This is a genomic window from Dyella sp. 05T440 (assembly GCF_056395965.1).
The window spans coordinates 159503-171512 of the sequence record NZ_JBFTKN010000010.1 but is presented as its reverse complement, the minus strand read 5'-3'; the positions used below and the strand labels follow the sequence as shown (position 1 = coordinate 171512).

Genomic DNA, 12010 nt, shown 5'->3' with positions numbered 1-12010 from the left:
ATGGCACCACGCCCCTCCCCGGAGACAATCCGTTTCCCCGTAAAACGGGGGCGGAATGCCGCAGGGCGGGCTAACGAAAACGGAACAATGACGACGCACAGCCCGCGGGCGGGACGCCCATGAGCCGCTTCACGCCCACCCGCCTGCTGGCCGCCCTGCTCTGCGCCGGCCTGACGCTGAGCGCCGCCGCGCAGGACAAGGACGTGCGCCTGCCCGATCTGGGCAGTTCGGCGAACGCCCTGATCTCGCCGCAGGAAGCCCAGGACTACGGCGCCGCCATGCTGCGCCAGATGCGTGCGCTGAACATGGTGGTCGACGACCCCATGCTGGACGACTACATCAACGACCTGGGCTACCGCCTGGTCTCCGGCAGCGAGAAACCGAAGGAACATTTCCAGTTCTTCATCGCCAATGACAACGTGATCAACGCGTTTGCCGCGCCTGGCGGCTATATCGCGGTGAACTCGGGCCTGATCATCATCACCAACAGCGAGAGCGAGCTGGCCGGCGTGATCGCCCACGAAATCGGCCATATCACGCAAAACCACCTGCAACGCGCCTTCGAAGCCTCCAAGAAGGACACGCCGTTGATGGCGCTGATCCTGCTTGGCGCCATTGCGGCCGGCGCCGGCGCCGGTGCGGGCGATGCGGCGGGTGCGATCATGATGGGCGGCCAGGGGCTGCTGATGCAGCGCCAGATCAATTTCACCCGCAAGGACGAAATCGAAGCGGATCGCGCCGGCATCCAGACGCTGGCCAACGTCGGCTACGACCCCAACGCCATGGCCTCGTTTTTCGGCCGCATGGAAGACACCTTGCGCGTCGGTTCCGGCGGCGACCTCGGCGACGTACCCGCGCTGCTGCAGGACCATCCGGTCAGCATGGACCGCATCAGCGACGCCAAGGCGCGCGCCGGCACCTTGATCGCCCAGCAAAAGCAGCGGCCGAACGGCCCCACGCTGGACAAGGCGCAGTGGGAAAAAAGCACGGCGCCCATCTCCTTTGTCAAAGACCCTACCGCGATCGCCTCCCGCGACAACAAGGGCGGTCTCGACGTGTACCTGCTGATGCGCGAGCGCGTCCGCGTGCTTTCCGGCGACGCCGGCCAGCTGTCCACCTACTACGCCACCAACCTGCAGAACGAGCGCAGCTTCGATACGCCATCCAATCGCTACGGCTATGCCTTGGCCCTCATCCGCAGCAATCGCGGCGCCAAAGCCGTGGACGAACTGCAGCCGGTGCTCAGCGCGCATCCCGACAGCCAGGTGGTACGCCTGGCCATGGCCGACGCCAAGCTGCAGGCGGGCCGCCGCGCGGAGGCTCTGACCCTGTATGCCGAGCTCAACCAGCAATCGCCACGCAATCGAGCCATCGCCATGGCTTATGCCAAGGCACTGACCGAGGGCGGTTCGCAGGATGAAGCCAAGCAGGCGGCCAGCATGGTGCTGCCGATGCTGGACAACAACGACGAGCCCGAGCTCTACCGCACCTATGCTCGTGCGGCGGATAAAGCCGGCGACAGCGTGCGCTCCGGTGAGGCCTATGCCGATGCCTCCTACCTGTCCGGCCGCCCCTTCGACGCCATGGAACAGCTCAAGAACCTGCTCAAACGCCCCGATCTGGACTATTACGCCCGAGCCCGCATCCAGGCCCGCATCAACGACCTGACGCCCCTGGTGATGGAACTGCGCAAGCGCCGCGTGCAGACCGACGACAACCCCGACGGCCGCAGCCAGCAGCTGCAAAACAACGTGAATTGCCGGGGCCGGCTCTGCTTTGGCGCCACCAATTCGGTGCGCTGATTTCAGCCAAACCTGAGACGCTAGACACGCCATGTTGTTGCGACCGCGTGAAATGTCATCCGGGCGTAACATTGGACCGCTGCAATAAATGCGTCACAGCCCCTCCCCCAGCGGACCTCAAGCGTGCATAAGCGCATTCTGATTGTCGAAGACGAAGCTTCGATCCGCGACATGGTCGCCTTTGCCCTGCGCAAGGCCGGCATGGACGCCATCCACGCCGCTGACGCGCGTGCGGCACAACTGGCCATTGCCGAACAGGTACCCGACCTCATCCTGCTCGACTGGATGCTACCGGGTACCAGCGGCCTCGAACTGGCCCGCCGCCTGCGCAAAGAGGAGCTGAGCCGCGAGGTTCCGATCATCATGCTCACGGCGCGCGGCGAAGAAATGGACCGCGTGAACGGGCTGGAGGCCGGCGTCGACGATTATGTCGTCAAGCCTTTCTCCACCCGCGAACTGGTGGCGCGCATCAAAGCGGTACTGCGCCGCAGCCAGGGCGACGACGGCTCGGGCATGGTGGAGCTGGGTGGCCTGCGCATCGACGGTCCGGCGCACCGCGTGTTTGCCGGCGATGAGCCGGTGACCATCGGGCCCACCGAATATCGTTTGCTGTATTTCTTCATGACGCATCCCGAACGCGTATATTCGCGCGCACAGCTGCTCGACCATGTGTGGGGCGGCAGCGTGTACGTGGAAGAACGCACCGTGGACGTCCATATCCGCCGCCTGCGCAAGACGCTCGAACCATGGAAGCTCGATGACATGGTGCAGACCGTGCGCGGAGCGGGTTATCGATTCTCCGCCAGCGTCTGACTTTCCTATTGCGGGATCGCAGGCTTTTGCCGATGCTGGCGCACCGCCAGCCCGGCACGACTGAATCCTCCCTATGCCAACAACCTTCGACCGACCCTGGAAGCTGCCGGCCGCGCTGAGCGCCGGACTGCTGCTGGGCGCTGTCGCCGGCTGGCTTGCGGGAGGCCACGTAGCCACGGGTTTGGCGCTGGTCGCCGTCGTGGAAATCGTCTTTTTAGTGACCCGAATCCGTCATCAAGCGCAGCTCATGATGACGCAAGATCCTAGGCTGACCTCTCTCCAGCATGACCGTTTCATGACGCGCTCCCGCCGAATCGCTTCCAGTTTGCGCGACCTGCGCAGTGCCGCCGGCAGTCTGCCGGATGCGGTCGTCTTGCTCGACAACGAGCAACACGTCCGCTGGTTCAACCATGCTGCCGAAGACCTGCTCGGCCTGCGCCGTCCGCAGGATCGCGGTGCGCATCTGGACGAACGCCTGAGCACCACCGAACTTGCCACCTGGTTGAAGGAAGGCGCACGCGAGCCGCTCAACGACGTGGCCGCGCCAGGCCATCCCAACCGCCACATCAACGTGACGCTGCTGCCGTTCGGTCGTCGCCAGCGCCTGCTGCTGGCACGCGACATCAGCCATCTCACGCGCCTGGAACAGATCCGCCGCGATTTCGTCGCCAACGTGTCGCACGAATTGCGCACGCCGTTGACGGTGATCCACGGCTATCTCGAACTGATCGATCCGGAAGACGTGCCGGAACTCGCGCCCGTGCTCAACGAAATGCGTGCGCAATCCAAGCGCATGGGTCAGATCGTCGAAGACCTGCTCACGCTCTCGCGCCTGGAAACCCAGGAGCACGTGCAGGACGAGCGCGTGCAGATGACCCCGCTGCTCGCCACCATCCGCAAGGAGGCCGAGGCGCTGAGCCAGGGCCGCCACCAGATCACCATGGAATCCACCGCCGAAGCCGACTTGCTCGGCTCGGTGAAGGATCTGCACAGCGCCTTCTCCAACCTGGTGAGCAATGCCGTGCGCTACACGTCCACCGGCGGCCGCATCACCATCCGCTGGCGCCGCACGTCCGAGGGCGCGGTCTACTCCGTCACCGATACCGGCTACGGCATTCCGGCTTCGCACCTGGCGCGTCTCACCGAACGCTTCTACCGTGTCTCCTCCAGCCGCTCACGCGAAAGCGGCGGCACCGGCCTGGGCCTGTCCATCGTCAAGCACGTGCTGAACCTGCATCAGGCGCGCCTGGACATCCAGAGCGAACCGGGACAGGGCTCGACTTTTGCCTGCTGGTTCAGCGCCGAACGCCTGCTCGCGCCGGGCGTGGGCGACCCTGAATAAGCGGTATCCGCGGGCGCCCCGGCGTCTCAGCTGAACGGCCGTCACACTACGCGGCACTGCGCCATGTAACAAAGTGCGGGATCGGCCAGAATGCACGAATGCGTCGCAAGCCTGCCACCCCTCCTCCCGTCATCGACCGCGCTGCTCCCGAGCTGTTTCTCAGCCGCGAGCTGGCTGCGCTCGAATTCAATTTCCGTGTACTGGCGCAGGCGCGCGACGAGCGTATTCCGCTACTGGAACGTCTGCGCTTCCTGAGCATCGTGGCGAACAACCTCGACGAGTTCTTCGAGGTGCGCGTGGCCATGCTCAAGCACCACCACATGTTCGGCTCGGCCGCGCCCGGCCCGGACGGCATCTCCTCCGGCGAATTGCTCACCTGCATCCGCAAGCGCGTGCTGGATCTGGTCGACCTGCAGTACGAAACCTGGCAGGCCGAACTGCGCCCCGCGCTCGATGCCGAGAACATCCACTTTCTAACGCGCGATCGCTGGACGCCGCGCCAACGCTTGTGGCTGCAGGGCTACTTCGAGAATGAAGTGATGCCGGTGCTGTCGCCGCTGGGCCTGGATCCGGCGCATCCGTTCCCGCGCATCCTCAACAAGACGCTCAATATCGCCGTGGTGCTGAAGGGCCGCGATGCATTCGGTCGCGAAGGCCATATGGCACTCGTGCGCGCGCCGCGCTCCTTGCCGCGCATCATCCGCCTGCCCAGCGAAGTGTGCGACGGCGGCGAGCACTACATTTTCCTGGCCGAACTGCTGCAGGGTTTCGTCGATCTGATGTTCCCCGGCTTCAAGGTAGCCGGGTCTTACCAGTTCCGCGTCACCCGCAACAGCGAGCTGATGGTGGAAGAGGCCGAGGTGGAAAACCTCGCCCGCGCGCTGAGCGAAGAACTGATCGGCCGCGGCTATGCGCGACCGGTGCGGCTGGAGATCGGCAACGACTGTCCCAAGGCGATCGTGGCCATGCTGATCGCCAACTTCGAGCTGGAAGAAACCGACGTCTATCGCTGCGACGGTCCGGTCAACATCATCCGCGCCGGCACCATCTATGACGGCCTGGATCGCCCGGATCTGAAGTTCCCGCGTTTCATCCCACAGCTGCCGGCCGCCTTCAACGGCAGCCGCTGCAAGTTCGAAGTGCTGCGCCAGCGCGATGTGCTGCTGCATCACCCGTACGAATCGTTCGCCACCGTGGTCGACCTGTTGCGCCAGGCGTCGCAGGACCCCGCTGTGCTGGCCATCAAGCAGACGCTCTATCGCGCAGGCGCCGACACGCCACTGGTGGACCTGCTCGTGGAAGCGGCGCGCAACGGCAAAGACGTGACCGTGGTGATCGAACTGCGCGCGCGTTTTGACGAAGAGGCGAACATCCGCCTCGCCACGCGCCTGCAGGAAGCCGGCGTGCAAGTGGTCTACGGCGTGGTGGGCTACAAGACGCACGCCAAGATGCTGTTGATCGTGCGCCGCGAAGAAGAAGTGCTGCGCCGTTACGTGCATCTTTCCACCGGCAACTATCACCAGGGCAATAGCCGCAGCTACACCGACATCGGCCTGATGACCTCGCATCCGGGCATCGGCGAGGATTTGCACAAGGTGTTCCAGCAGCTCTCGGGCCTGGGCCCGATGATCGAGCTCAAGCACCTGCTGCATTCGCCTTTCACGCTCTACCGCTGCGTCCTGGCCAAGATCGAGCGCGAGACGGCACACGCCGAAGCGGGGCGGCCGGCGCGCATCGTGGCCAAGCTCAATGCGCTCAACGAAGCCCATGTCATTTCGGCGCTTTATCGCGCCTCGCAGGCAGGGGTGGAGATCGACCTGATCGTGCGCGGCGCGTGCACCTTGCGGCCGGGCATCCCCGGTGTGTCCGAACGCATTCGCGTGCGCTCGATCGTGGGTCGCTTCCTCGAGCACAGCCGCGTCTACTGGTTCGGCAACGATGGTGCGCCCGAGATTTATTGCGCCAGCGCCGACTGGATGGAACGCAACCTCAAGCGTCGCATCGAAGTGGCCTTCCCCATACTCGACCCGGTGCACGCCGCGCGCGTCTACGACGAAACCCTGGCCAACTACCTCGCTGACAATACCGAGGCATGGTTGCTCGATGGCGACGGCCGCTACACCCGCGCGCAGCCCGGCGACCAGCCGCCGCACAGCGCGCAGCAGTCGCTGCTGGAGAAGCTGACGCCCGGCACGGTGTAGCCCAACGTAATTTGCGCTACTCGCCCCGGTTCCCGCGTGAGAGAATTCACACTCTGCAGCCCGGAACGAGCCCCGCATGAGTCAAGGCGATCAGATCCAGATCAAGGACGGCGAACTGATCGCTGCCGTCGACATGGGCTCCAACAGCTACCACATGGTGGTGGCGCGCGTGGAACACGGCGAGCCCCGTGTGATCGATCGCCTGCGTGAAACCGTGCGCATGGCCGCCGGCCTGCGCGCTGACGGCACCCTGGATGCCGAGCATCGCGCCCGGGCGCTCAATTGCCTTGCCCGCTTCGGCCAGCGCATTGCCGGCGTGCCGTCCAGCCGCGTACGTGCGGTGGCCACCAATACCGTGCGCCGGCTCGCCTCGCCGCAAACTTTCCTCACCGCCGCCGAGGCCTCGCTGGGCCATCCGGTGGAAATCGTCTCCGGACGCGAAGAAGGCCGCCTGATCTTTCTCGGCGCATCGCACGACCTGCCCGCTTCGCGCGAAAGCCGACTGGTGATCGACGTGGGCGGCGGCAGTACGGAATTCATCATCGGTCGTGGCTTCGCGCCCATGCACACCGAAAGCGTGCAGGCGGGCTGCATTGCCTCGACCCTGCGCTTCTTTCCTGGCGGCAAGCTCAACCGCAAGCGCTGGCAGCGCGCCAACAATGAAATCGGCGTGTTGCTGCAGCAGTTCGCCGAGGATTACCGCGAGTCCGGCTGGGTCGAGGCGTTCGGCTCGTCGGGCACCGCCAAGGCGATTGGCTCGGTGGTGCAGACCATGCGCTTTTCCGATGACGGCATCACGCCGGCGTCGCTGGCCCAGCTGCGCGACGCCTTGCTCGCCCAGGGTCAGATCGAAACACTCAAGTTGCCGGGCCTGGCGGACGATCGCGCTCCCGTCATCGCCGGCGGCGTGGTGATTTTCGAAGCGGCCTTTGAAGCCCTCGGCATCGAGCGCCTGCGCGTCTGCGAAAGTTCGATGCGCGAAGGCCTGCTGTGGGATCTGCTCGGCCGCGCCGGCGGCAGCGATCCGCGCACGGCGAGCATCGACGCGCTGGCCAACCGCTACGGCGTCGATCGCGCGCAGGCGCGTCGCGTGGAATCGACGGCCTTGATGTTCTTCGACCAGATCGCACGCATCTGGAAGCTCGACGCCGAAGCGCGCGAGTGGCTGTCGTGGTCGGCACGCGTGCACGAAATCGGCCTCGCCATCGCGCACAGCCAGCATCACCATCACGGCGCGTATATTTTGCGCAACGCCGATCTCGCCGGTTTCTCGCGACAGGAGCAGCAACTCCTTGCGGCCATCGTTGAGTCGCACCGCCGCAAGCCGGACAAGGCCACCTTCTCGGCGCTGCCGCAGCGCTACCGGCAGCTGGCGCGCTATATCACCGCCCTGCTCCGCCTGGGCGTGCTGTTCCGGCGCGCACGCCGGGCCGAATCGCTGCCCCAGATGCAGCTGGCGGCCACCACGCAACGCCTGCGCCTCACCGTGCCGGCCGCCTGGATCGACCAGCATCCACTGAGCGAGGCCGACCTGGACCAGGAACAGGCTCCGTTGAACGAGCTCGGTCTGCTGCTCGAAGTCCATCCATCCTGAGCTCTGCTGGTACGGGCCGCCGGTCGGCCCGGCCATGGAGCCTCTTCGCCGCGTATGATGTCCTGATGCCACACGCCGCCCGACCTGCCATGACCCGACTCCTGCTCGCCGCGCTCCTGCTGCTGCCCTCGTCCCTGCTGCTCGCCCAGGCCAACAAGCCTGCCGCGGCCGCACCTGCCGTCACGCATCCGGAAGTGGTGCTGCATACCTCGCAGGGCGACATCACGCTGGAGCTCTACCCCGACAAGTCGCCCAAGAGCGTGGCGAACTTCCTGCAGTACGTCCGCGACGGTTTCTACAGCGGCACGGTGTTCCATCGCGCCATCCCCGGTTACCTGGTGCAGGGCGGCCTGTATACGCGCGACCTGCAGGCCAAGCGCACCCACTCGGCGATCCCAAGCGAAGCGGACAACGGCCTGTCCAATGTGCGCGGCACGGTTTCAGTGGCGCGCGGCGCCGATCCGAATTCGGGCACGGCGCAATTCTTCTTCAACCTGGTCGACAACCGCCGTCTCGATTTCGTCGGCAACCAGAGCGGCCTGACCTGGGGCTATGCCGTGTTCGGCAAGGTCATCAAGGGCATGGACGTGGTCGACAAGATGGCTGCGCTGCCGACGCGCGGGCTCGGCCCGTTTGCCGGCGACGTGCCCAATCCGCTGGTGGTGATCGACAGCGCCAACGTGGTTGGCGAAGAAGCGGCCGCCGCTCCGGCCACCCCGCCCAAGCCCGCCGCGCCCGCCACCGAGCCGGCCAAGAAGCCGGGCAGCAAGAAGGGCTGACGCAACATGGCAACACTGTTCATCGCGGATCTGCATCTGGACGATAGCCGTCCGCAGATCACTCGCCTGTTCGAAGATTTTCTCGCCAGCGACGAGGCGCGCTCCGCCGACGCCGTCTATATCCTCGGCGATCTGGTCGAAGCGTGGATCGGCGACGACGACGATGCCGAACTCCCCAGCCGCATCGCCCGCGCCACCAAGGCGCTGCGCGACCATGGCGTGCCCGTATATTTCATCGTGGGCAACCGCGACTTCCTGCTCGGCCAGACCTTTGCCGAACGCGCTGGCATGACGCTGCTCGAAGACGGTACCGTTCACGAGCTCTATGGTCGTCCCACCTTGCTGATGCATGGCGATGTGTTGTGCACCGACGACCTCGCCTACCAGGCGGTACGCAAGCAGGTGCGCACGCCGGAGTGGCAGGCGCAGATCCTGGCGATGCCGCTGGAAGCGCGCCGCGCGTTTGCCGCCAAGGCACGTGCCGACAGCAAGGCGCATACGGGCGCCACCATGGAAACCATCATGGACGTCAATGCCGATGCGACGGCGGACACCATGCGCAAGGCCGGCGTCTCGCGGCTGATCCACGGGCATACCCATCGCCCCGCCATCCATCGATTCGATCTGGACGGCCAAACGGCGGAACGCATCGTGCTGGGCGACTGGTACGAGCACGGCTCGGTGCTGCGTGTCTCGCCTGAAGGCGTGGAGTTGCGGGGACTCGCGCTCTCCTGACGTCGAACGATCACCCGCCGCGCGCGGCGAGTGATCGTCCCTCTCCCGCCATCAGGGCGCTTGCATCGCGCTCCGGAAACCCTGGCTGTTGAGCATGCTGTTGCTGAGCTTCAGTACGGCGTTGGACAAGGTCTCGTAGTAATTGTCCGCCTTGTACGAACGACCAAAGTTGTTCGCGCCGCCGCCAGCCACGCCCTGCCACAGCACCTTGCCAGACTGGTTCGTCATCGTGACGTAGACGGTGACATTGCCCACGTACTGCTCGGTCTCGTTGACGAAGAAGTCGCGGATCTCGCCCGACACGATCACGTCACCACCGCTATCGACCACGTTGATGCCGGCCTTGCTGAAAGTATCTTTCACGTGGTCGGTAACGAACGCCGCCACGTTGTCCTTCGTGGTGACCTGGCGCGCCGGTTCCTTCTCATGGTTCTCGGCGATCAGTGGCGGATTCTTGCGCACGTCGGTGAAGCCGTTGAACTGCACCTTCACCTTGCCGATGCCGTTCAAGTCCACCGCACCAAATTCCGCAAAGCTCTGCGTGGGCGACCACACCAGCGGAATATTGCTCAGATCCTTCGACGCCATGGCGCTGCCTGACGCCACCAGCAGCGCTGCAAATACGATACGTTTGAACATCGACTCCCCTCTCCTTGTTTCGATGGTTTTGTGGAACGGCTACTCCCGTATCCGTTCGCGGTCCTGGAGAACCGCACGCCATTCTAGGGGCAGGAGGCCATCATTCCTCGCTGTTTGCGACGTAGGACGCCGGCTAAAAGAAGCAGCTGGCTTTTTTCAGATTGTTCCCGCGGCCGGCCGGTCAGCGATGTTCCGGCCCACCATGGGGCGCCCCTGCCGGCGCACGCCCCTGGGGATGCGGTGCGGCGACCGGACGAGCTGCCTGCGGGTGATAGGCCGGCATCGGCGACGCATGCGCTGCGTAGGCCGGCTGGGGGCGACTGCTTGCGTGATAGCCCGCCGGAGGATTGGAAGGCCCACGCGTATACGCCGCGTGGCTCGTCGTCGCTGATGGATGGTAGGCAGGCGCGCCGCCAGCTGCTGTCGTCCCCCTGCTGCCATGCGGCGCGAAGCCCGCCGAGTGCAGCGCCATGGGATTGTTCGATGCGGCCGCCGGCGCAGCAACGCGCGCTGCATGGGCAGCAGCCGGCGCCGCCTGGACTGCCGGCGCATGAGCCGCTCCGCTCGCCGCATTGAAGGCGCCCGCGCGCGGCGTGGCGGCTACTGCAGGCGCACCGTGGTTGAAGGAGGCACGCATGCCCTGGTTCTGGCTAGCCAGCGTCCGCTGCTGCTCCTGCGCGGCAACCGGAGCGACGTGTTGCTCATGCGCGTAGCCCAACTCCCGAGATGAAGGTCGCGCGGCGATGCCGCCCTGACCGCCATTGAAGCTGGCCCGATTGAAGTTGTTGTTCACCACCGTGCGGCTGTAAACGTTGGTGATGTGCACGTTGTCGATGTGGTTCACCGAGCGGTTGTAGTAGAACGCGCGGCCTCGCCAATAGCCGCCGGCGTAGCCGACGCCCGTGTAGCCATAGCCATAGTTGATGCCGCCGTAGAAGCCCACGTGCGGGCCCCAGTAGCCGCGGTGGAACACGTACACGCCACCGCCCCAGCCCCAGTAACCCGGGGTCCATAGCGCGCCGACGTAGGGCGGATAGACCCAGGTGCCAGGCACCCAGTAATAGCCGTCGCCATCCCAAGCCCAATAGCCCGGCACCCAGATGTAACCGGGTGCGGGAATGTCTGGTTGCACGTAGATCGGCAGGGGTGGTGGTGCGATGCCGACGGAGACGCCGACGGAGACTTCGGCGCTCGCATTCAGAGGGAGGGCTGCGGCGGTGGCGAGTGCCAGGGCGGCGAGGAATAGGCAGCGTTGCGGCGCTGCGCGTCGGCGGGGTTTGAGCCATTCCATAACGCCACTCCCAGTGCGGGGACCTGCTGACCATAACGCGGGAGATGGGGCGAGGTTATACGCGGTGGTGAGGGGTGGGTTCGTTAGGGTTCAGAAGGTGAGACGGGAGATGAATGCGATCTTGAGTGGGCGTCTCAAGCGGTGTGGCTGGATGCTCGAAAAGCTTGTGCCTTCGTTGCAGGGCGCGGTGACGTTGGGGGTGGGAATGCTCGGCGCATCGACGGGCCTCACCCCTTCGCGCTTCCGCGCTACGGGGCCAGCCTTCGGCTGTCCAAAATTGTTCCTGACAATTTTGTCGAACCGGCGGGTTCGAATCCCTCTCTCTCCGCCAGATACGCAAAAAGCCCCTCGCGGGGCTTTTTGCGTATCTGGCGGAGAGAGAGGGATTCGAACCCTCGATAAGGCTTTTGACCCTATACTCCCTTAGCAGGGGAGCCCCTTCGGCCTCTCGGGCATCTCTCCGTTTTTCGTCCGCATCTCTGCGGAGCCGGCAAGGATACTAACCGGCGCGCTCGAGGTAAAGCGTTTCTTGCCTGTCAGTGTTCGCCAGTGCCGCCGGAGGCTGTGCCGTCCGGCTCGTGCTCGTTCTTGATCCGCTGATAGATCTCTTCGCGATGCACGGCAACGTTCTTCGGCGCATTAATACCAATGCGCACCTGGTTGCCCTTGACGCCGAGAACGGTAACGGTCACCTCGTCACCGATCATCAAGGTTTCACCGACCCTGCGGGTCAGAATCAACATGTTTGCCACTCCATGAATACTTTGGTCACAGGCCAACAGACGGTTATGCCTCACCCCTGAGCTTCACCATC

Annotated in this window: 10 protein-coding genes and 1 tRNA gene; 7 read left to right on the top strand and 4 right to left on the bottom strand. The window is 65.0% G+C overall.

Annotation, left to right across the window (positions count from 1 at the left end):
• Positions 1-119: 119 nt before the first annotated feature.
• From AC1DE1_RS14510 to AC1DE1_RS14480, 7 genes are all read left to right on the top strand, one after another.
• The gene (locus AC1DE1_RS14510; RefSeq protein WP_477176364.1) at positions 120-1802 is read left to right on the top strand and encodes a M48 family metalloprotease; all 1683 of its coding nucleotides are present in this window, start codon (positions 120-122) and stop codon (positions 1800-1802) included.
• Positions 1803-1925: 123 nt separating this feature from the next.
• The gene (gene phoB, locus AC1DE1_RS14505; RefSeq protein WP_046971852.1) at positions 1926-2615 is read left to right on the top strand and encodes a phosphate regulon transcriptional regulator PhoB; all 690 of its coding nucleotides are present in this window, start codon (positions 1926-1928) and stop codon (positions 2613-2615) included.
• A gap of 73 nt (positions 2616-2688) precedes the next feature.
• On the top strand, positions 2689-3957 hold the full coding sequence (gene phoR / locus AC1DE1_RS14500) for a phosphate regulon sensor histidine kinase PhoR (protein ID WP_477179121.1): 1269 nt from the start codon (positions 2689-2691) through the stop codon (positions 3955-3957).
• A gap of 98 nt (positions 3958-4055) precedes the next feature.
• A complete protein-coding gene (gene ppk1, locus AC1DE1_RS14495) occupies positions 4056-6158 on the top strand; it encodes a polyphosphate kinase 1 (protein WP_477176363.1) in 2103 nt (700 codons plus the stop codon).
• A 76-nt stretch (positions 6159-6234) separates the two neighbouring features.
• Positions 6235-7752 (top strand): Ppx/GppA phosphatase family protein, encoded by a 1518-nt coding sequence (locus tag AC1DE1_RS14490; RefSeq protein ID WP_441605151.1) that lies wholly within the window; start codon positions 6235-6237, stop codon positions 7750-7752.
• Between the two features lie 89 nt (positions 7753-7841).
• Positions 7842-8531, top strand: coding sequence for a peptidylprolyl isomerase (locus tag AC1DE1_RS14485; RefSeq protein ID WP_477176361.1), 690 nt, complete (start codon positions 7842-7844; stop codon positions 8529-8531).
• A gap of 6 nt (positions 8532-8537) precedes the next feature.
• Positions 8538-9266: a UDP-2,3-diacylglucosamine diphosphatase gene (locus AC1DE1_RS14480; RefSeq protein ID WP_477176360.1), complete on the top strand. Its 729-nt coding sequence runs from the start codon at positions 8538-8540 to the stop codon at positions 9264-9266.
• 51 nt (positions 9267-9317) lie between these two features.
• On the opposite strand, the gene AC1DE1_RS14475 is transcribed toward AC1DE1_RS14480, so the two are convergent.
• The 4 genes from AC1DE1_RS14475 to csrA form a co-directional block, all read right to left on the bottom strand.
• Positions 9318-9905, bottom strand: a complete 588-nt coding sequence (locus tag AC1DE1_RS14475; RefSeq protein ID WP_477176359.1) for a hypothetical protein — start codon at positions 9903-9905, stop codon at positions 9318-9320.
• 181 nt (positions 9906-10086) lie between these two features.
• Positions 10087-11196, bottom strand: a complete 1110-nt coding sequence (locus AC1DE1_RS14470) for a YXWGXW repeat-containing protein (RefSeq protein ID WP_477176358.1) — start codon at positions 11194-11196, stop codon at positions 10087-10089.
• 369 nt (positions 11197-11565) lie between these two features.
• Positions 11566-11658, bottom strand: a tRNA-Ser gene (locus AC1DE1_RS14465).
• A gap of 74 nt (positions 11659-11732) precedes the next feature.
• Positions 11733-11939, bottom strand: a complete 207-nt coding sequence (gene csrA / locus AC1DE1_RS14460) for a carbon storage regulator CsrA (protein ID WP_046971859.1) — start codon at positions 11937-11939, stop codon at positions 11733-11735.
• Between the last annotated feature and the right edge of the window lie 71 nt (positions 11940-12010).